16 protein-coding genes are annotated in these 20,289 nt (G+C 56.1%); 9 read left to right on the top strand and 7 right to left on the bottom strand.

What is annotated here, in order from left to right; all coding sequences use genetic code 11:
• Window positions 1-2: 2 nt before the first annotated feature.
• From glcF to ACZ0A4_RS05750, 8 genes are all read left to right on the top strand, one after another.
• Window positions 3-1,223, top strand: coding sequence for a glycolate oxidase subunit GlcF (gene glcF, locus ACZ0A4_RS05785; RefSeq protein ID WP_463573523.1), 1,221 nt, complete (start codon window positions 3-5; stop codon window positions 1,221-1,223).
• An 88-nt stretch (window positions 1,224-1,311) separates the two neighbouring features.
• Window positions 1,312-2,691: a 2-oxoadipate dioxygenase/decarboxylase HglS gene (gene hglS / locus ACZ0A4_RS05780; protein ID WP_463573522.1), complete on the top strand. Its 1,380-nt coding sequence runs from the start codon at window positions 1,312-1,314 to the stop codon at window positions 2,689-2,691.
• 357 nt (window positions 2,692-3,048) lie between these two features.
• Complete coding sequence (locus ACZ0A4_RS05775) at window positions 3,049-3,564, top strand: Hcp family type VI secretion system effector (protein WP_007919523.1); 516 nt, start codon at window positions 3,049-3,051, stop codon at window positions 3,562-3,564.
• A 130-nt stretch (window positions 3,565-3,694) separates the two neighbouring features.
• Entirely contained in the window at window positions 3,695-5,737 is a 2,043-nt protein-coding gene (locus ACZ0A4_RS05770) for a type VI secretion system Vgr family protein (RefSeq protein ID WP_463573521.1), read from the top strand.
• Entirely contained in the window at window positions 5,730-6,629 is a 900-nt protein-coding gene (locus tag ACZ0A4_RS05765) for a DUF4123 domain-containing protein (protein WP_463573520.1), read from the top strand. The genes ACZ0A4_RS05770 and ACZ0A4_RS05765 overlap by 8 nt, the downstream gene beginning before the upstream one ends.
• On the top strand, window positions 6,626-9,988 hold the full coding sequence (locus ACZ0A4_RS05760) for a toxin VasX (RefSeq protein ID WP_463573519.1): 3,363 nt from the start codon (window positions 6,626-6,628) through the stop codon (window positions 9,986-9,988). The genes ACZ0A4_RS05765 and ACZ0A4_RS05760 overlap by 4 nt, the downstream gene beginning before the upstream one ends.
• Window positions 9,988-11,085 (top strand): DUF6708 domain-containing protein, encoded by a 1,098-nt coding sequence (locus ACZ0A4_RS05755; RefSeq protein ID WP_463573518.1) that lies wholly within the window; start codon window positions 9,988-9,990, stop codon window positions 11,083-11,085. The genes ACZ0A4_RS05760 and ACZ0A4_RS05755 overlap by 1 nt, the downstream gene beginning before the upstream one ends.
• Window positions 11,086-11,227: 142 nt before the next feature.
• Window positions 11,228-12,196: a tetratricopeptide repeat protein gene (locus tag ACZ0A4_RS05750; protein ID WP_463573517.1), complete on the top strand. Its 969-nt coding sequence runs from the start codon at window positions 11,228-11,230 to the stop codon at window positions 12,194-12,196.
• Between the two features lie 265 nt (window positions 12,197-12,461).
• Here ACZ0A4_RS05750 and ACZ0A4_RS05745 read toward each other — a convergent pair whose 3' ends face one another.
• Window positions 12,462-13,274, bottom strand: a complete 813-nt coding sequence (locus ACZ0A4_RS05745) for a VanW family protein (RefSeq protein WP_463577490.1) — start codon at window positions 13,272-13,274, stop codon at window positions 12,462-12,464.
• Between the two features lie 223 nt (window positions 13,275-13,497).
• On the opposite strand from ACZ0A4_RS05745, the gene ACZ0A4_RS05740 reads away from it, so the two are divergent.
• Window positions 13,498-14,301, top strand: a complete 804-nt coding sequence (locus ACZ0A4_RS05740) for a glycosyltransferase family 2 protein (protein WP_463573516.1) — start codon at window positions 13,498-13,500, stop codon at window positions 14,299-14,301.
• Between the two features lie 353 nt (window positions 14,302-14,654).
• On the opposite strand, the gene ACZ0A4_RS05735 is transcribed toward ACZ0A4_RS05740, so the two are convergent.
• From ACZ0A4_RS05735 to ACZ0A4_RS05710, 6 genes are all read right to left on the bottom strand, one after another.
• Complete coding sequence (locus ACZ0A4_RS05735; RefSeq protein WP_463573515.1) at window positions 14,655-15,239, bottom strand: hypothetical protein; 585 nt, start codon at window positions 15,237-15,239, stop codon at window positions 14,655-14,657.
• Window positions 15,240-15,324: 85 nt separating this feature from the next.
• Entirely contained in the window at window positions 15,325-15,522 is a 198-nt protein-coding gene (locus tag ACZ0A4_RS05730) for a hypothetical protein (RefSeq protein ID WP_463573514.1), read from the bottom strand.
• A 10-nt stretch (window positions 15,523-15,532) separates the two neighbouring features.
• A complete protein-coding gene (locus tag ACZ0A4_RS05725) occupies window positions 15,533-15,775 on the bottom strand; it encodes a hypothetical protein (RefSeq protein WP_150693427.1) in 243 nt (80 codons plus the stop codon).
• Between the two features lie 158 nt (window positions 15,776-15,933).
• Window positions 15,934-17,001 carry a lipocalin-like domain-containing protein gene (locus tag ACZ0A4_RS05720; protein WP_463573512.1) on the bottom strand — a complete coding sequence of 356 codons (1,068 nt, stop codon included), beginning with the start codon at window positions 16,999-17,001 and terminating at the stop codon, window positions 15,934-15,936.
• Entirely contained in the window at window positions 16,991-19,462 is a 2,472-nt protein-coding gene (locus ACZ0A4_RS05715) for an ABC transporter permease (RefSeq protein ID WP_463573511.1), read from the bottom strand. The genes ACZ0A4_RS05720 and ACZ0A4_RS05715 overlap by 11 nt, the downstream gene beginning before the upstream one ends.
• On the bottom strand, window positions 19,459-20,112 hold the full coding sequence (locus ACZ0A4_RS05710) for an ABC transporter ATP-binding protein (RefSeq protein ID WP_463573509.1): 654 nt from the start codon (window positions 20,110-20,112) through the stop codon (window positions 19,459-19,461). Before ACZ0A4_RS05710 ends, ACZ0A4_RS05715 begins: the two co-directional genes overlap by 4 nt.
• Window positions 20,113-20,289 lie beyond the last annotated feature (177 nt).

Here is a 20,289-nt window from a genome sequence, read left to right as displayed (position 1 = left end):
CCATGCAAACCACCCTCAGCGAACAGTCCCGGCAACTGCCCCGTGCCGCCGAGGCGGAGAAGATCCTGCGCACCTGCGTGCATTGCGGCTTTTGCAACGCGACCTGCCCGACCTATCAGTTGCTCGGCGATGAACTCGACGGCCCGCGCGGGCGCATCTACCTGATCAAACAAGTGCTCGAAGGCGCACCGGCAACGGCGCAGACGCAACTGCATCTGGATCGCTGCCTGTCGTGCCGCAACTGCGAGACCACCTGCCCGTCAGGCGTCGACTATCACAACCTGCTCGACATCGGCCGCGCGGTGGTCGATCACGCGGTGCCGCGTCCGGCAGCTCAGCGTCTGTTGCGCGAGGGGTTGCGCGCATTGGCACCGAATCCGGGATTGTTCAAAGGCTTGTTGCGGGTGGGCACGACGTTTCGGCCGCTGTTGCCGCGAATGCTGGAAAGTAAACTGCCAAAGCATCTGGCTATTTCCGGTGTGCGTCCTGCCCTGCGTCATGCCCGGCGGGTGTTGTTGCTGGAAGGCTGTGTGCAACCGGGACTGTCACCCAATACCAACGATGCGACGGCACGGGTGCTGGATCGATTGGGCATCAGCGTCACTCCGGTAACTGAAGCCGGGTGTTGCGGCGCGCTGGACTATCACCTCGATGCCCAGGCCAAAGGCCTCGACCGCGCCAGGCAAAACATCGATGCCTGGTGGCCGCACCTGCAAAACGGTGCCGAAGCCATTGTGCAGACCGCCAGCGGTTGCGGCGCATTCATCAAGGATTACGGGCATTTGCTGGCAGACGATCCGGTGTATGCGGCCAAGGCACAGGAAATCAGCGAGCGGACGCTGGATCTGGTGCAGATACTCGCGCAGGAACCGCTCGAACAGATCTGCGCCGCCACTGAACGGCGGATTGCCGTGCATTGTCCGTGCACGTTGCAGCACGCGTTGAAACTGGGTGGCGCGGTGGAAGACGTGCTGACGCGCCTCGGTTTCAACCTTACCGCCGTGCCCGACGGCCATTTGTGCTGCGGCTCGGCAGGCACCTATTCGCTGACGCAACCGGTGCTCGCCCGGCAATTGCGCGACAACCGTCTCAACGCGCTGGAGAGTGGCCGGCCTGAGCTGATCGTCACTTCCAACGTCGGCTGCCAGAGCCATCTGGCCAGTGCCGGACGCACGCGGGTGATGCACTGGATCGAACTGGTGGATCAGTCGTTGGCAGAATGAAGTTCGTAGGATTCTTCGTTTGCCCGCGTGCGAGAAGGCTGCGATCTTTTCCCTCATCCATTCCGTGACCGTGGCAGGAATTTTTTTCATGACCGTGCAGCCGTTCGTCAGCCCCGACCTGATCCGCCAACGCTTCTCCAAAGCGATGTCCGACATGTACCGCGAAGAAGTGCCGCTGTACGGCGCGCTGATGGAGTTGGTGGAACAGACCAACCGCGAAGTGCTTGCACGTCAGCCGGACATCGCCCGGCAACTCGACAGCACCGGTGAAATCCAACGGCTGGACATGGAGCGCCATGGCGCCATCCGCGTCGGCACCGCCACCGAACTGGCCACCCTCGCCCGCTTGTTTGCGGTGATGGGCATGCAGCCGGTGGGTTATTACGACCTGACCCCGGCGGGCGTGCCGGTGCATTCCACAGCGTTTCGCGCGGTGCATGAAGAGGCGCTGCAAGTCAGCCCGTTTCGGGTGTTTACGTCGCTGTTGCGGCTGGAGTTGATTGAGGATGCGAAGCTGCGCGCCTTTGCCGAATCCGTGCTGGCCCAGCGTTCGATCTTTACCGCTGAAGCATTACGCCTGATCGCGCAGGCTGAAACCGCGGGCGGACTGAATGAAAGCGAGGCCGAGGCATTCGTCCTACAGGCATTGGAAACCTTTCGCTGGCATCACAGCGCCACGGTTACTGCCGCGCAATACCAGACTTTAAGCGCCCAACACCGCTTGATCGCCGACGTCGTGGCGTTCAAAGGCCCGCACATCAATCACCTGACGCCGCGTACGCTGGACATCGACCGCGTGCAGGAGCAAATGCCGGCCCATGGCATCACCCCGAAAGCGGTCATCGAAGGCCCGCCGCGCCGCCAATGCCCGATCCTCTTGCGCCAAACCAGCTTCAAAGCGCTGGACGAGCCGATCGCCTTCACCGATCAGAACCAGACCCGTGGCAGCCACAGCGCGCGTTTTGGCGAGATCGAACAGCGCGGCGCGGCACTCACGCCCAAAGGCCGGGCGCTGTATGACCGGTTGCTGAATGCCGCACGCGATGAACTCGGCGACTTCCCCAGCGAGGCAAACGCCGCACGCTACAACACGCTGATGGCTCAGCACTTTGGCGAATTTCCTGACAGTGTCGAGGGTATGCGTGAACAAGGGTTGGCGTACTTTAGCTATTTCGCCACGGAAAAAGGTCTGGCTGCTGGAGGGCTTGGGCAGTCGTCTCTGCAAGACTTGTTGCGCGATGGCTATGTGAAAGCGGAACCGTTGGTGTACGAAGATTTTCTGCCGGTCAGTGCAGCGGGGATTTTTCAGTCGAACCTTGGCGATGCGGCGCAGGCGCATTATGGCGAGCATTCCAATCGGCAGGCTTTTGAGCAGGCGTTGGGGCGCGCAACCATTGATGAGTTGGGGCTGTATGCGGCGACGCAGCAGCGTTCGATCGATGAGTGTCTGACACAACTTACGCGTTGAAAAATCAAAAGATCTAAAAGCCTTGATGCAACCTCTTCAGCCAAATGAAGGCATCTGGCCACTGTGCGCAAGAAGTTGCGCACTTGTTTTGCAAAAAGGCCTGATAAAACCGCTGAGAGCTGCGCCGTACAAGGCCTGTAGCCAAGTGCGCAAGAAGTTGCGCAGTACTGCGCAACTTCTTGCGCACTTTCGCATTCGGCGAGCGCTTTATTTCGCACAAGCGCCTGAAAAATCAGACAAACACCCCGGCCCGCATGGTCGCCACAATTGTTGGCACGCTCCTTGATAACAGTCAGGCACCCACCGGGCGATTTCGCCTCCCGGGCACCTTAAATTATTCCGCAAGGAGAGCACCCCATGGCAACACCAGCGTACATGTCGGTTACCGGCGAAAAACAAGGCCTGATCACTGCAGGCGCATTCACCGCTGACTCCGTAGGCAACACCTACCAGGAAGGCCACGAAGACCAGGTTATGGTTCAGGCTTTCAGCCACGACGTGATCATCCCGCGTGACCCGCAATCCGGTCAGCCAACCGGTCAGCGCGTACACAAGCCAGTTGTGATCACCAAGGTCTACGACAAGGCTTCGCCTCTGCTGCAAGCTGCTCTGACCTCCGGCGAGCGCATGAGCGAAATCGTTATCCAGTGGTTCCGTACTTCTGCTCAAGGCACCCAAGAGCACTACTACACCACCAAACTGGAAGACGCGATCATCGTCGCCATCAACAACAAAATGCACAACTGCCAGGATCCAGGCAACTCGCACTTCACCCACCTGGAAGAAGTGCAGTTCACCTACCGTAAAATCACCTGGACCCACGAAGTATCCGGTACTTCGGGTTCCGATGACTGGCGTGCTCCAGTCGTTTAATTACGGCTGATCGTTACAAGCATCGGCCAGCTCTGCTGGTCGATGTTGTTTTCGCCCTCCAGAATTTCGCGTAAGTTGAGCCGCTTTGCGGTCGTCGACTCACGCCGCTGTACAGCACGAGGAACAAGGGATGTTCGCGCCGGCCAATGAAACCCACTTTGCCCTGACCATCGAAGGTCTTTCTGCTGACTTTCAGGTATTCACCCTGCAAGGTCGCGAAGCCATCAGCCAGCCTTTTGTCTTTGAGGTGGAGCTGGTCAGTGAGCAGCCGTCGCTGGACCTCGAAACCCTGCTGCACAAACCGGCCTTTCTGCAACTGTCGCCCGACGGCAGCGGCATCCATGGCCAGATCTACCGCGCCGCGCAAGGCGATTCGGGCAAACGCCTGACCCGTTACTCGGTGACCCTGCGCCCGCAACTGTCCTACCTGGCGCACCGCATCAACCAGCGCATCTTCCAGAACCTCACGGTGCCGAAAATCATCGGTATGGTCCTCGAAGAGCACGGCATTCAAAGCAACGCCTACGAATTCAAGACCGGTTCGATCTATCCCGAGCGCATCTACTGCGTGCAATACGATGAATCGGACCTGCATTTCATCCAGCGCCTGTGCGAGGAAGAAGGTATCCACTACCACTTCGAGCACACGGCGACGGCGCACAAACTGGTGTTCGGCGATGACCAGACGGTGTTCCCGAAACTCAAGCCTGTGGCCTATCAGCAAGACTCCGGCATGGTCGCCAGCGACCCGGTGATCAAGCGCTTCGACCTGCGCTTGGAAACCCGCACCAGCCGCACCACCCGCCGCGATTACGACTTCGAAAAACCGCGCATCACCCTCGAAAGCGAAAACCGTGGCGACGCCCTGCCCGACCTCGAAGACTACGACTACCCAGGTCGTTTCATCGACCGCGAACGCGGCAAACACCTGGCCAAACGCGCCCTCGAACGTCATCGCAGCGATTTCAAGCTGGCTGAAGGCAAGAGCGATCAACCGTTGCTGGTCAGCGGCCACTTCCTCGCCCTCACCGCGCACCCGAAAGCCAAGTGGAACGACCTCTGGCTGCTCACCGAAGTCCACCACGAAGGCAAGCAACCGCAGGTCCTCGAAGAGTCGGTAACCAGCGACACCACCGCACTCAAAGACGATTTCCACCAGGGCTATCGCAACCGCTTCCAGGCCACCCCATGGGACGTACCGAACCGCCCGCCCCTGCGCCACCCGAAACCGCGCATCCTCGGCAGCCAGAGCGCCGTGGTCACCGGCCCGAAAGGCGAAGAGATCCATTGCGACGAATACGGCCGCGTCAAAGTCCAGTTCCACTGGGACCGCGAAGGCGAAGCCGACGACAAAACCAGCTGCTGGCTACGCGTCTCCAGCGCCTGGGCCGGCGCCCAGTATGGCGGCATCGCCATCCCGCGCATCGGCATGGAAGTGCTGGTCACCTTCCTTGAAGGCGACCCCGATCAACCACTGATCAGCGGCTGCCTGTACCACAAGGAAAACACCGTCCCGTATGAGCTGCCGGCGAACAAGACCCGCAGCACCTTCAAGACCCTGAGTTCGATGGGCGGTGGCGGCTACAACGAACTGCGCATCGAAGACAAAAAAGGTCAGGAACAGATCTACCTGCACGCCCAGCGCGACTGGGACGAAAACATCGAGCACGACCAGAAAATCCGCGTCGGCAACGAACGCCACGACACCGTCGAACAGAACAGCTACAGCGAATTCAAAGCCGAAGAGCACCACACCGTCTACGCCGACCGCAAAGTCGAAACCCGCGCCAACGACCACCTCACCGTCGGCGTCAATCAGCACATCAAGATCGGCACCGGCCAGTTCATCGACGCCGGCCAGGAAATCCACCTCAGCAGCGGCATGAAAGTGGTGATGGAAGCAGGCGCAGAGCTGACCCTGATCGGCGGCGGCAGCTTCATCAAGATTGATGCTGGCGGCGTGACCATGAGTGGGCCGGTGATCAATATGAACTCGGGGGGTAGTCCGGGGAGCGGCACGGGGGCTGCGCCGTTGTTGCCGGGGCCGTTGAAGCAAGCGGATACCGATAAGGCTGGGCAGTTGCTAGTGCCCGCGCAGCGGCAGGCGTTGATGCAGAAGAAGCCGATTTGTGCGGTGTGCGAGAAAGCCAAATTGGAGGCACAGAATGCTTAAGTCGGAATTTCCATTGGAAAATGGCCTCCCCCAAGGCCTTCCATGGAATGGCACGGTAGGTTTACTGCTTGATGGCGTCAGCGTTGAGAAGCTTCCGCAGCACCTGTATCAGTGGACGGAAAACCCCGAGTTCGAGCCGCTTTATCTTGGGACTCGTTGGGCAGAACTGGGCGATATCTCCCCATGCCTCGTGCAAATAAAAGCACAGAACAACCCGGTCCTGACCCGGTTCCTGAACGCTTCGCGTCAGGAATGGGGGCACTTGGTGTTCAGCGATCAATCATGGGATCAACTGGTCGCACACTTTCGCTGGCTCACCAGCGTCATGCACCCACTCGGTGAGGAAGTGTTGTTGCGCATCGCGGACCCAGCCGTAACCCATGCACTGCTCGCTCACGCAGAAACCATCAAGGATCCGACCCTATTTGGCCCCTGCAAACAAATCGTAACTGCCGATGCAGCACTGGATTGCTGGTACATAAACAATAGGCCGGGCAACGCTCCCGAGCCCGACCACAGCAAGCGCTATCGATTGAGCGACGCACAACTCAGTCAACTGGACGAGGTGAACTTTCGCAATGTTGTGATGCGTCTCGATGCACACATGCAAGAATATTTCCCAAGCTATCAGGCACAGTCGACCCCACAGCAACGCTGGGAACACCTGCATGCGCTGGCGTCGACCTCCTATGATCGCGGCTTCAACACCGAACTCGATATCACCCTCTATGCCAACATTCACGGGTTCCTTGGCGAGCGAGCACTGGAAGAACATCCAGACCTCGACGCCATACTCAAAACCCCGTCGGAACAAACGCCCGCACAACGACTCGAAAGGGTCGCTGATATTGCCCAGGAACGGGCAGCAACATTGAACAGGAGCCAAGGATGACAACGCCAACATTGACCGGCAAAAGCCCGAACAACGCTGCAAAAAGCCGGGATGACGGCAAGTGTGCCATGGGCGGCTGCTCGTTGATGAAGGCAAAAATCCAGCTCATCCCACTGCGTTACGGCCTCGTTGAACGACTCGACCCGTCAAGCGCGCTGACCATGCCGTACAAAACCACTTCTCGCCCACTAGGCATTCGATTGATGCGTGACGGCTGGCTCTACGTCATCGTCGACAAGAAGCCTGAAGCCGTAATGCACGAATACCGAATCCAGAACGGCATCGTTACGCAACTGCTGTGGGAGAAAGGTGAGATCACCGCCAATAAACGCGAAAGTAATGTGGGCGAAGCCGTGTTGGTCTTCCCGCGTTTGAGCAATCTCTACGTCAACTACTCCGAGGTGCAATGGACCGCCGCGAAATGCGCGCAGGTCATCAAGCACAAGTCTGAACGTGAGTACTTCATGCAGAAGGTCGATCTCACCAATGCAGACCCTGAGAAAGGCGCAGCTAATCTACTGACGCCAAGTCAGGCGGAAAAGTGGATTGCGGAGGTTTCGGAGCAGCCGAGTAAAGAGCCGTCGGTTACGGGTGCCAAACCTGAGGAAAGTCAGGACTATCTCTGGGAGCAAGCGTCGCACTTCAAGAAAACTCAGTTGGGCACACTCAAAAAGCAAGTCAAGGCAGAACATGAGCGTGACCATCTGTACTTGGTCTTACAGGATGACCTGGGCGTGTTACGCGATCTCGCTGAGCATCAGGACTTGGTCACTGGCTGGATCAGCGACTGGAGCGACGCTGAGGCCAATCAAAAGAAGTATGTGTTTGGTTGCTACATCGAATCGTTGTACACCGTAACAGGCGAAACCATTCTGAATGCCGCCCAAGGCGACCCTCGTTTTGCCAAACTCAAGGACGAAACAAGCGAAGAGCAGCGACAATCGATCGTCGACTATGTCAACGTTAAAAATCAAACCCAGTATTCAGGCGCTGGTACGCATCGTGGGGCTATTGCAGCCTCAAAGTCGCGGATGCGTACGAATCTTGGACCTTTGTATTCCAAGTACGAAGACCTGATCGAGACCATCGAAGACAACGCGGATGAAGCGCTCAATGGCGCAAAAATGGGACAAGAAGGCATTAACGACCTGATTGACCGACCGGCTATGGAAGCCTTCCTTAAACAACAGCGAGCACAATTAAGCCGTTGGAACAAGCGTTTGGATCTGATAACTGAAGATCGAGCAAAATTAGTATGTGAAAAACGCTTCTATAAATCTGCTTGGTATTTTGACCCAAAACTTGTAATCCAACTTGAATCGGCTCTTGCTACTGAATACGCGTGCATGAAAGATATATGCCGCACCGACAAGGCTACCGAAGCGATTGCAGACCTAATAGAAAAAGAGCCGGGCTTTACAGTTCCAACTTTCTTTACTGCAAGTTTGACCGATCAGAAGGACCTGTTTGCAAAAATCGGCTCATTAATAAAATCGGCTCGGGATATACCCCTTTCAGCGAAGGACTTCCAAGGACTGCAAAAAATTAGTCGAGATTTTGTCACGCTCCTGACCCAGGATCTCGCTGCATCAATCAATCTAAGCAATGATGGTATAACTTTCGATCAAGCACGAAACACTGCTTATGAACCTGCCAAACAACTCCGCTTGGCAAATGCTCTAGAAGAAGCTATAGAAGGACTACGCAACGGCCGGGCAATAGACCCATCTAAAATTCTACGAAACATTCCCGGCTCAGCATGGATCGACGTACTAAGAACATTTGGCAAAAAAGGAATTACTCTTGAGTTTGCTTCTGCAAGCCAGCTTCATGCGTTCGAAGCTGACATGGCGAAACTCACCGAACTCCGCCAGCAGATGTCCTCGTTGAAAAACAGGATCAGAGAGACATTGGCTAACGAGCGAAAAGGTCGGGCCCCCAAGGGGAGCTATCGATCTTTGGTTGCACAGCGTAAATCTGTTCAGCAATCCGTCGCCCCGTTAGAGAAAAGAATCGCGCCTGCGATGATTGCTGTTGGCGAAGGCCCGAGTAAAGCAAGTATAAAAATAAAAGGCCTAACCAGCGCCCAAGAAGCTGAAGTCCACCGAATGGCCGAAGATCATCGCTTAAACACAGGCGATAAGGTAAGAGGACTAGGAAAAGATATCTTTCAATCTGCGGGAGGCGACATCTTCGCATCCGCTGTATTTGTCGTGCAATTAATTAGCTTTGTCACTGTTTATTCAGAGTTAAGAAGAAAACCCAGCTGGGATAAAACCGATTACGTTGCATTTGGCAATGCGTTCTTCTCTGCAAGCGGAGGAGGCTTTGCGGCTGCACAGGGGATATCTGCCACCACTCTAAACGTAGTCAAAAACAACTATTCAAGTGCTGCCGGCAAAGTCCAGCTAGCCGCGCGCATTGGAAAGCTCACAGGGGGGCTGGGACTAGCTGCTTACGGGTTCGGTATGGCGGCGGCAGCCACAAGTCTGTACGGGGAAAAAGGCTCTGTCGCTCGTTGGACTGAAGCCTTGAGGTCGGGAGATAGTGCAAAGCTGGCTGGTGCCAGCATGACAATCGCGGGCGACTCTGGACAGTTCGTCGTTAACGGTTGGGCAGTTGCACGAACAGGGCAATATATGTTTGAGGCGGCTTCAAATGTTAGTCAAGCAAGAGCTGTCGCTTGGGTTACAGCTGGAGGCAAACTTCTGAGCGTTGCTGCGAGAGCCAACCTAATAGGGTTAGGCTTGACGGTGTTGCAGCTAGGTGGCGAGTGGATTTACAACCGAAACAATAAAACGAAGCTTGATAACTGGCTTCAGCAGGGCGCGTGGGGAAAGAAGAACCAAAATCGCGGATTCCAAGAAGATCGCATGCAATTGGCAGAGATCACTTCAACCCCTCAGGTCGGTCTAAGACAAATAAATAACAGACCTACTGCAGTGATTAGCATTCCAAATATAACAATTCGAGAGCTGGATGATGTTGGATTTGGCCTTACCGCGTATTGGTCAAGCAATCTCCAGCGCAATGACTGGGAGCCTTGGACTGAACCTTTGCTATATCAACTCAATTTACTGAGTCCACCAGACGCGCCACTCCAATTGGGGTTAGAAATTTTTGCGCATGAGGCTAACGCTCAGCACGGTCTTGCCATAAAGTTGCGATACCATCCACTCCCCGGAGACCAAAAACTTCAGGAAATAATGTTTGAAACCAAGACACTTAACGTTGGAAGCGGGAAGGAATTTTCAACAACCGGGTTTCTCAGCGCACGAAATACAACTGCTCAAGCATTCATTGTGAGCACCGACACGCTAACTGTGCTCGAATCATCAAAACAAGCCGGGCAAACCTAATGTCTTCAATAAATGAGCAATCCAGCGACGATCTAAATCTCAAAAAAATACGGCCCGTGGCTGGTGAGAAACGTAAATTCGCGACAGGTGAGGCATTATTCTTCTCCCCGCTTCCGATACCAACGGGCAATGTCCCCATGGATTTGGGCGGAAGCTTTGTTGAGGTAAATGACACATTCCTCGACGTAGGCAGTAGTAATTTCGGCAAGGCTTTCCAAGCGAGGGCAATGATTGGGCTCGGGATGATGTTTATTTTTTCATGCCTGATTATTCTGCCTTTGCTTGCAGGATCTACTACCTGGGGATCCCCATTTTCCGAGTCCTTTTGGGACAGAACTGCAGGCATGTTCGATTTCGGTGTGACCTTTAGTATTTGGGGTGGAGGAATAGCTGCGCTCTTGGGTATTTACGTTATCTTGAGCACTACCAGAGCGAAGTCGCGCACCCGTCCAATTAGATTCAACCGCCAACGTCGTGAAGTCTGTTTCTTTCCCGAAGGTTCTGACCTTCCCGTCATTCAACCATGGGAAGAGCTAGTATCTTGGCTTTCGATCAGTACAGGTGTTACTGGAGTAGGCGTAACAAGCGCCTATACATTTGGTATGGCGTTCGACGATTCCAGAGCTGACGTAGTGCATTTTGTGAGACAAGGCGTGATGACTCCTGCCCATGCCCTGGGTAAGTGGGAAGCCATACGGATCTATATGGAAAAAGGTCCAGAGTTCAGCCCAGGCAAGGCACCCTACGAGGGTCGCCACACCTTTGATAAAAAACGACAAGACATGCACGAGGAATACCAGCACAACGAACGTTCCGCTTTAGGGGTTGGTTGGTGGTACCTGACGCACCTGATCACTTGGTGGCGTTTTCCGTATTGGGTAGCAGAATGGGACCATCGTTTCAACATGAAATCTCTACCTGAATCCATTGCTGAGTGGTCTAAACCTCTTCCGCCTGAACAATGGGGCAAGCCAAGCCCGGCGCTTAAAGAGCAAAGCGCGAAAATCGAAAAAGCCTTTGCTCAAGGGCAGGATTTTATGACGTACTTCAAGGCAAACCTAAACGAAAGCAAAGCAGAGGAATTAAAAAACAGCTGAGCTATATAGTAGCCAGAAATCAGATAGCCCGATAACCGTCAGGTCAAGTCTGAGCATTTACAAAAATGAAAAACAAAAGGGGGATGGTCCATTTTCAAAAAAAATAATTCCATCCCCTTTTCGCTTCTCAGGGAGCCAAACATTGAATAAATTCGTATTAACCGTACTTCTATCCACCCTTTTTCCCTGCACAGCTTTTGCGCAATTAACCCAAGAACAGCAGCTAGCAAAAGAAAAAGGTCTAACTTTCTATCAGCAAAGCGACTGGTATGACTCTCAACCTTTACTAGAGCGTGCTGCCATAGCCGGTGACGAGACAGCTCAGTATTACCTCGCAGAGGCAATTCGTCTGAGCAACCGATACACAACTGACGAAGCGAGAAAATGGTACGAAGCAGCAGCGAATCAGGGTCACCTCTACGCAATGTTGAGACTAAGCAGTAAAAACAATATTTGTTTCGACATGAAAGGCTGCGGTGGCAAAGGTGCAGACGAATGGCGTGAGCAAGTAATACAAATAGCTCAGGAACGAGCCAAGAACAACGACACTGAAGCGATGACCGTTTTATTTATCACCAGACAAGGGTTTAGTTGGCTGGAGATGGCCGCAGAGTCAGGTGATCCTTTAGCGCAAAATACACTCGCTGGAATCTACGATGACGGAGACGGATGGTTTCTTATTCCCGGTAGCCGCGATAAAACTATTCAAAAGTGGTACAAAGCCTCAGCTGAAGGTGGATATCCCAAGGCAATGTATCTTTATGCCAACTATCTATTCGAACATGATGGCAAGAAAGAAGAAGTTGCTTATTGGCTGAAAAAATCGGCCGAAAACGGTTATGCCAGCGCAGTCGGCAATTACGCTCTCAGATTAGCCCATTTGCCAAACGATCTAGACTATCCAAAACACATGATTGAGGCTTATGGACTAGCCTATCTCATGTCGAAATTCGAGGGCGGCGGGACAGCAGGTGAAGATGGAAGGATGATACTGCCTGATATAGCTGAAAAAATGACTGAGCAAGAAATCAAGCAAGGCCTTCTATTCGCAGAGGAATGGAAAAAAACGCACCCACCGCTTTCTTATTTCGTTCCTGTTTATGGCTACTGAGATCTCCTGGTAGGTAAAGCAAATCACCGCCCGGAGCCGGGGCCTGATCCCGGAGCGAGCGAAGCTGCGGCTGGAGCGCTCTACGATCACCGACGGCGATCGGGAACAATGGGGGATAAACCACGTTTTCTTTCTTCTAGAAGTGGTCTCCCCGCGAATAACCTGCCCTCTTACACGCTCACCGGCTAACCCGTATAAAAAATCGCGAAAAGCTGAAGAGCAAAACTTAAGTCATCAAAGCTGAAGCCCCGCATTGACAATGCATCTATTCAACCAGCTCCCCAGCCACCTCATACTTCACCACGACCCGATTCCGATAAAGCCTCTCCCTTTCCACCAAAGCCCCCACCTGCCCTTTTTCCCTGACCTCTCGCCAAATCTCATTCTCCCGATACACCCTGCTGCCATCCCGCACAAACCGATGCGCCTCTTGAAACACGTGATAGCGATACTGGCGAACCTGATCACACAACAACTCCCCTTCGAGCTGTGTCTCGCCGACGTTCAACTTCAGCTGAAAGTACCGATCCGTCGGGTTATGCAGCACCAGATCAACGTAGTTATAGAAAATTGCCGCCCCGGACCCAAACGGCAGCACCCGCCCTTCATCCGGAAACGGGTCGAAGCTGTGGTTGGAACGCTCGACCACTACCAACGGCGAATGAATCGCCATCCAGTGAATCAGGTTGCTCAGTTGGCAAATGCCTCCGCCTACCCCGCGTCGAGCCTCGCCGAAGGACAGTTCCATGCCTTCAACGTAGCCCCGCTTCAAGGTGGGGCGGCCGACGAGGCGGCAGAAGGAGAAGTGTTCGCCGGGGGCGATGATGACGCTGTCGATGGCGGCGACGGCGAGTTTGAGGTTGATGACTTTGTTGTGTTGCAGGGCGAGGTCGGAGTCGCCGAGTTTGCGGATGAGTTTCGAGGTGTGTTTGAGGTAGCGATATGGCAGGCGCTCGGTCGTGGCGACGCGGTGTGCGTAGCGTCTGCTGGAACAGTGCCAGGCAATCTGGCGGAACAGTCTTTTTTGCCACACGCGCAGCCAGTACAAGGCCGGGTGATATAGGGAAAGTGGTTTCATCCGTGACACAACGGCGCGCGCCGTTTCTTCCTTGAACGTGAGAGGGGCGCGCATTTTATCCGGTAATGACCGGCAGCACCCTATGCATTTCACAAGATCAGCAGCCTCGGCGCGGCATACCTCTACCGTCACATTCGCAAATTAAGGTTCGCCTAAGGTTGCCTCGCTACGATCGCGGCCACGAAACCCTGTTGCCCTTGAATCGCAGATGAGTCCTTCTGACATGAAAGCGTTTGATTTACCAACCCAGCCATCGTCGAACTTCAGCCTTGTCTTGGTAAATTACAAAACCCCGGACATCACCAAAATGTGCCTCGAGCTTTTGCGTGAGCATGTTCAGGACCAGCGCATTCCTGTGTGGGTGGTGGACAACGATTCAGCGGATGCCAGTCTGGATTACTTGCGCTCGCTGGACTGGATCAAGTTGATCGAACGGCCTTCGCCGGGCAAGGAAGCCGGCCATATTGCGCACGGTAAAGCTCTGGATCTGGCGCTGGAAAAAGTCGACACCGATTATCTGTTTTTGTTGCACACCGATACCTTTGTCTACGACAAAGAGGTGTTTGCCATGATGATGCGTGAATGCACGAAGACCGCGGATATGGCGGCAGTTGGTTGCGTCGAACAACTCAATCGCGGCATTGTTCGTGATACCTGGCGTTTAACTTCGCGCTTCTGCAAGCACTATGTTCGCAAAGCGAAAGTGCGTCTGGGCCTGCGTTCGAAAATGCCAAGGCCCTACAAAGAAACTCATCTGAAAAGTTTCTGCACATTGTGGAATGCGCGTTTGATGAAGTCCCAAGGCCTGCACTTCTGCATGGATGACCAAGTGCCCGGTTACACGCTGCAAGATCGAATGGCCGGTATGGGCTACGGCATCAAGTTTCTCTCCCCGCGCAAGATTTTCAGCTATCTGGATCACATCCAGGCAGGAACCGTCGCGGCTGCAGGCACCTACGGGGAAAATCACCGCAGGACAAAAATGTATCAGGCCACGCTGAAGCGCTTTCAAGGGCAGCAAGGCTAGCCTGCGGCGCACACCTCGGTTTAATTTCTGCAAACAAAAAGGGCGACTATAAAGTCGCCCTTTTTGTTAGCGGAAATTGTATACATTCACTCCGAAGAGGTGTTCGCCCAGTGTAATGGCCTGGCAATCCATGCACCGGTAAAGAGCCCTGACACTGGGCGAACGGGAAGGATTTTAATTGAAGTTGGCGCTTATGTCCTCATTCTTGAATATGAAATTTATGTACGAAAACGTTAATAGATATTTATCGACGATTCCTTTCATGAAACTTTCAATGAGATCCATCCAAACTAATAGTATGACTACTCTCATACAAAAACTGTACAAGAGCAGTCACTCTGTAGAGTTAAAGCTCAACTTTCGTGTTGACTGGTCACTTTCAAGATATCGGTGTAAGTGACAATAACGCTCTGCCCTTCTTTCAGATCTTTCAATTTGGCTTGAATTTCAGGCTTTTTCACGTCGAGAACTTTCGATACGCCCGCCGGGTTTTGCAGGGTCACCTGATTTGTTTTCAAATCAATTTTGGTGATTTTCAATTGCACCTGAACCTGGCGATACGCCTCGCCACCGGGGTTATCGCTGCCCGGTGCCTTACGCAACTCACCGGTGCGTTCGGTGGTGCCAGGCAGACCTTTATCCACATCGGTGTCGAGGTAAGCGGCGACAGAACGCTGCACTTCGATCTTCACCTGATCGCCGGCCTTGAGATTGGCGAGGTTTTTCGCCTTGTCGCTGAGCTGAACGTGAACCGGCTTGCCTTCGGCGCCTTCGAGCACAACCTGATGGTTGGCGGCATCGACGGAGATCACTTTGGTGGTGACCTGATCGGCTTCAACAGTGGCAGACAGCGGAATATCGGCAGCCAGGGCGCCGAAGCTGGTGGCGGACAGTACGGTTGCGAGGGTGATGGCCTTGGCCAGTGCGTCGAGCTTCATAAGCGATACTTTCCCTGTGATGAATGGCAGCACCCGGCGTCGAAGCGGTTTCGGCGCCGGGCGTGCCACTGAGCATAGACGCTGTTCAGGGCTTGGCTTTTGTTTGTGCCGGTGAGGTTTGTTGCTTGGCGGTGTCTTGCGCGGTGGATTCGCCGCTGGGCGTGCCTTTGCCAGTGTTTTCACGCTGTTTCGGGTCGGTGGGCCGCAGGGCGTCGTTGTCGCGTTCGGTTTCGCCCGGTGGCCGGGGTTCGTCGGGGTGTTCGCCTTGGCTGATGGGTTTCATGGGGTTGTCCTCAGGCTTCGGGATCGTCGAGTTCACGGGCGACGTTGATCGCGGGGGAATCCTTGTGCAGGTCGTCGGCCTTGGCGCGCAGGAGCTGCCATTGCTCCAGATCGATGGCGCCCTGGCCGAGCAAGTCGTCGGCGATGCGTTGCAGGTCGAAATAATGCGCGTCGGGGGATTGCTGCCAGTAGGTTTCGTCGTCGAACAGACGCTGCCAAGTGGTCATGTCTGGGGGTTGCAGGTCGTCGCTCATGGGGGAGTCCAGAAGGGGGCGGTTTCTGGGTAGAGGGGTGTGCGTGAGATAGAGTTCCGGGCAGTTTGATCAGTGGTGACACTACTGACGCCATCGCTGGCAAGCCAGCTCCCACAGGGTTCCGGGTAGCCAGGTCAGCGTCGTGGGTTCACCGCGAATCAGTACCCGGTCATTTCCAGGTAGCCCTGGCCGGGATGACTGCCGCTGATGCGCACCGGGCCTTCCCAATAGGGGATGCGCAGGTTCATCCAGGCATTCGGGTTGAGCGCGTCGAGGGTAATGTCGAGGTGTTTGTCGGGAATGCTGATTGACCATTTCACCGGCATCGCCCGACCGGCGACTTCAGCGGTGTCTTGCGGGATGAGCCGGATCTGCGAACTGCGCAGGGTTTGCGTCTGGCCATCGGCGGCTATCCATGTGCCGGTGAGATACGGCGCGCCGTCCTCCTGGCGCATGCGGTACAGCATCACGTGTTCACCACCGTCCAGATGGAGGGAAAACCAGTCCCAACCGGTTTGATTAGCGGTCAGCGGCTGACTGCTCCATTCGCGATCGAGCCACGCGGGGCCGCTGACGGTGTAGCTCTGGCCGTCGATCTGCAATGTTCCGCTGGCCTGGAAGAACGGTTGACTGTAGTAATACGACGCCTGACCTTCTTCGGATTTCTGACTGAAGCCCTTGTCGCCCTGCAACACCAGCGGGCGGCTGGAAGTGAGGTGCAGTTGATAGGCGAAATCCTTGTCGCGAGCGCTGAGTTGCAGGTCGCTCAAGGGATCCTGCGCCTGACTGGCGAACCGCCAATCGTCGATCCACGCCTCGAACGGCGCCAGTTGCACACCCGCCTGCCCCACTCCGCCCCGCGCATAGCGTTCAGCCGCGTGATGCACCGTGCTCGAAGTCACCGCCGCATGCCCCAGCCAGATCGTCTGATCAGCCCACCCGGCCTGCTCCGCCACTGGTTTCAGCGCACTGCGAAACAACGTCCACTGCACGCCAAATTGATTGCCCTGCTGATCCTTGAGATTGGCGGTGACGTACCACCACTCAATGCGAAAACCGTCATGCGCTCCGTGATCCGCCGGAAAACTGAACACCCGCCCCGGCACCACCGGCGTAAACGTCAACGCCTGATTGCCCATTCCGGCAAAGCCTTTTTGCTCAGGTGCGGATTGATCGCAACCACCGAGCAGCAGCAAAATTATGAGAACACCGAGGTTAATCCTCATGGGCAAACGTCCTCAGCAGGTCCGCCGGTTGCGTGCGATACAACGAATACAACGGCCATGCCGACGCCAGCAACGTCGCCAACAACGCCAACCCCATCAACTGCAGCAATTGCCACGGGAACACCCGCAACGGCAGCCGCCAGCCAAACGCCTGCACATTGATTACCGCGTCCAGGCACCACGCCAGCGCGATCCCCAGCGGCAACGCCAACACCAGCGTCAGCACCGCCAGCAGCCAGGTCTGACCGAGATTGAGCAACATCAACTGCCGTCGCGTCACGCCCAGCGCCCACAGCGGTGCGAGTTGACCGAGGCGACTTTGACTCTGGGTCAGCAGACTGATGAACAGCGCCACGCCCGCCACCGCCAGGGTCAAGCTGTTCAACGCCGCCGTCGCCGCAAAGGTCCGTTCGAAGACCTGCACCGACCAGCCCTTGAGCCGAGCCTGATCAACGATGCGGCTGTCATCCAGTTGAAAGCGCGCCTGCAAGCCATTCAACAACGGCGGAATGTTCCGCGGCTCGATGCGCAGATTGAACCGGTTCGGCGTCAGTTGCGGCCAGCCACGCAGCAGGTGGTTTATGTTGACCAGCAAGTGTCCCTTGGGATTGCCGTAGTCGGCGTAAATGCCAACGATGCGCGGCGTCCACGCACCATTCGGCGCAGGAATCGTCAGTCGATCGCCCGCCCGCACCTTCAGCCGACGCGCCAGTTGTTCGCTGAGCATCACAGCATCATCGGTGGCCAGATGCGCCCACGGGTCGCTGCCACTGACATCGAGCAGCGGCCAGTGCTGGCGATAATGCGCGTGATCGATGATGCCAAACACCTCCGCCGGCCAGCCTTGCAACGTCACCGCAACCTGCCAGTTGGGCAGCACTGCTGCAACATTCGGCTGCTGCTTGAGCCAACTGTACATTTCACGCGACTGTGCCGGATTGCTCGGATTGATATACAACTCGGCGCTCAGGCGTTGCTCGAGCCAATCGCTGAAGGTCTGGCGAAAACCGGCGGTCATGCTGCCGGCGCCGATGTTGGCGGCGAGCGCCAGGAGCAACGCCATCAATGCCAGACTGAGTGCCGGCAATTGCTGACGGCAATCGGCGAGAAACCACTGACCCAGCACCGAGCGACTGCGCCCGAGCAACTGATTCAACAGCGCGCTGAGCAACACCGGCAGCGCCAATGCGGCGCCGATCAGCAATCCGGCCATCAGGACAAAACCACTGGCCAGGCTGTCGCCCCAGATCAACGCCACCACGGCAAGCACACCCAGCACCGCCGCCAGCCAACCCTGACGGCGCAGCCAGCGCGCGTATTGCTGATGCCAGGCTTGCGGATCTGCCACGGCCAACAATGGCAAACGGGCGGCGCGCAACAGACTGTTGGCCCCGGCAAGCAACGCGCCGAGCAGGCTCAAGCCGATGCCGCTGAACCACCACCAAGGACTGAGGCGCAACTGCCCCGCCACTTCGGCGCCGTACAATCCGCGCAGGCTGGCGGCGACATCCGGCAGCAAGACACTGGCCAGCCAATAGCCGCTGATCACGCCGAACAGCCCGCCGATCAGCGCCAGCACACCCAGTTCGACGATCAAGCACAAGATCAACATCCGCGCGCTGACCCCGCAGGCGCGCAGCGTGCGCAGCAGACCCCGCCGTTGCTCAAGAGCCAGGCCAATCGCGGCGTGAACGATGAACAAGCCAACCATGAACGACAAAAAACCCAACGCATCGAGATTAAGGTGAAAGCTGTCGGTCAGTCGCGCCAGATTGTTTTCCTCGCCGCTGCTCTTGAGCTGCAACTGACCCTTGAACGCGGCGGGCAACTCGGCGCGAAAATCCTTGGGCAGCAACAAACGCGACAATTGTCCGGGTTGTTCCAGCAGGGTTTGCGCGACGCCGATGTCCACCAGCAACAGGCCGGGCGCCATGTCCTTTTGCGCGAGCAACGGCGGCAAGTTCAGACCATTAGCCGTTTGCGGCGTGTCGTCTTCGCGCAGATCCAGCGCTTGCAAAGTTTCCGGTGAAATCCACGTAGTGCCCGGCGGCATGAAAAACTCGACGACACGCTCAATCGGTAGCGCCTGCCCGGCCACCGCCGAATCGGCCGGCAGCGACACCGGTTCGATGCCCATCAATTGCAGCCGCTGACTTTCAAGGCCCTTGAGCAGCAACCGGCCCTGCAACAGCGGCGACACCGGCCAGCCCTGTCGGCGCAGATCAACGAACCATTGCTGCGCAAAAGTCGCACCGTTTGGCGTGCTGAGACTGGCCTGCGGTTCGCCGCCGATCAATTGGCTGGCCCGCGCGTAACTGTCGCGCGCCTGACTGTTCAGCGCTTCGACGCCTGTGAGCAGGCTGGTCGCCAGCCACAACCCGGTCAGCACACTGAAAAACTGCACCGGATGGCGCCGCCAATGGCTGAGCAACGCTCGCAGGGTCTGGCGGAAAACGCTCACGTCAGCCGCCCGTTGGACAACATTACTCGCTGCGCCAATCGGGCCGCGACTCGCGGGCTGTGGGTGACCATCAACAACGTGGTCGGCGTGTCATCGAGCAATTCCAGCAACAAGCGCAGCACTTCGTCACTGGTCGCTTCATCGAGGCTGCCGGTGGGCTCATCGGCCAGCAGTAATTTCGGCTGCGAGGCCAATGCCCGGCCCAACGCGACCCGCTGCTGTTGGCCTCCGGAAAGTTGCTCGGGATAACGCTTGAGCAAATCGCCCAGGCCCAGACGCTGCACCAGATGCGCCTGCCAACGCGGCTCATGGCGCCCGGCCAAGCGCGCCTGGAAGGCAAGATTGTCCTCGACGCGCAAACTGCCGATCAGGTTGAACTGCTGGAACACCAGACCGATTTCTGTGCGCCGCCAGTTCGCCAGTTGCGCTTCGTTCATGTTTTCCAGCCGATGCTCGCCGCTGCGAATGCTGCCACTGTCGACCTTGTCGAGCCCGGCCACCAGATGCAGCAAGGTGCTTTTGCCGCTGCCGGATTCGCCCATCAGGGCGAGGCTGCTGCCCGCTTCGAGCGACAGGTCGACACCTTGCAGCACCGGCAATGGGCCTTGCGGTGTGAGATAGCTTTTGAAGACATTTTCAACACGAAGCATGCCGCCACCTGATCGGTCAGTGTGGGGCAAGGATAGCGGATGGCGATGACAGACCTGAATCTTGCAGTGAACTCAATGGCCTCATCGCTGGCAAGCCAGCTCCCACAGGGAATGAGGTTGTTCACAAATATTGAATTCACCCTAAAACACTGTGGGAGCTGGCTTGCCAGCGATGGG

This window comes from Pseudomonas sp. AC172 (genome assembly GCF_979258595.1).
The sequence above is the reverse complement of the archived record's forward strand: the minus strand, read 5'-3'. Positions and strand labels throughout refer to the sequence as shown.

Bases quoted from the DNA above. Each gene is read 5' to 3' on its own strand.
- glcF (WP_463573523.1), top strand. From the start codon at position 3: ATGCAAACCACCCTCAGCGAACAGTCCCGGCAACTGCCCCGTGCCGCC.
- hglS (WP_463573522.1), top strand. From the start codon at position 1,312: ATGACCGTGCAGCCGTTCGTCAGCCCCGACCTGATCCGCCAACGCTTC.
- ACZ0A4_RS05775 (WP_007919523.1), top strand. From the start codon at position 3,049: ATGGCAACACCAGCGTACATGTCGGTTACCGGCGAAAAACAAGGCCTG.
- ACZ0A4_RS05770 (WP_463573521.1), top strand. From the start codon at position 3,695: ATGTTCGCGCCGGCCAATGAAACCCACTTTGCCCTGACCATCGAAGGT.
- ACZ0A4_RS05765 (WP_463573520.1), top strand. From the start codon at position 5,730: ATGCTTAAGTCGGAATTTCCATTGGAAAATGGCCTCCCCCAAGGCCTT.
- ACZ0A4_RS05760 (WP_463573519.1), top strand. From the start codon at position 6,626: ATGACAACGCCAACATTGACCGGCAAAAGCCCGAACAACGCTGCAAAA.
- ACZ0A4_RS05755 (WP_463573518.1), top strand. From the start codon at position 9,988: ATGTCTTCAATAAATGAGCAATCCAGCGACGATCTAAATCTCAAAAAA.
- ACZ0A4_RS05745 (WP_463577490.1), bottom strand. From the start codon at position 13,274: ATGAAACCACTTTCCCTATATCACCCGGCCTTGTACTGGCTGCGCGTG.
- ACZ0A4_RS05740 (WP_463573516.1), top strand. From the start codon at position 13,498: ATGAAAGCGTTTGATTTACCAACCCAGCCATCGTCGAACTTCAGCCTT.
- ACZ0A4_RS05735 (WP_463573515.1), bottom strand. From the start codon at position 15,239: ATGAAGCTCGACGCACTGGCCAAGGCCATCACCCTCGCAACCGTACTG.
- ACZ0A4_RS05730 (WP_463573514.1), bottom strand. From the start codon at position 15,522: ATGAAACCCATCAGCCAAGGCGAACACCCCGACGAACCCCGGCCACCG.
- ACZ0A4_RS05725 (WP_150693427.1), bottom strand. From the start codon at position 15,775: ATGAGCGACGACCTGCAACCCCCAGACATGACCACTTGGCAGCGTCTG.
- ACZ0A4_RS05720 (WP_463573512.1), bottom strand. From the start codon at position 17,001: ATGAGGATTAACCTCGGTGTTCTCATAATTTTGCTGCTGCTCGGTGGT.
- ACZ0A4_RS05710 (WP_463573509.1), bottom strand. From the start codon at position 20,112: ATGCTTCGTGTTGAAAATGTCTTCAAAAGCTATCTCACACCGCAAGGC.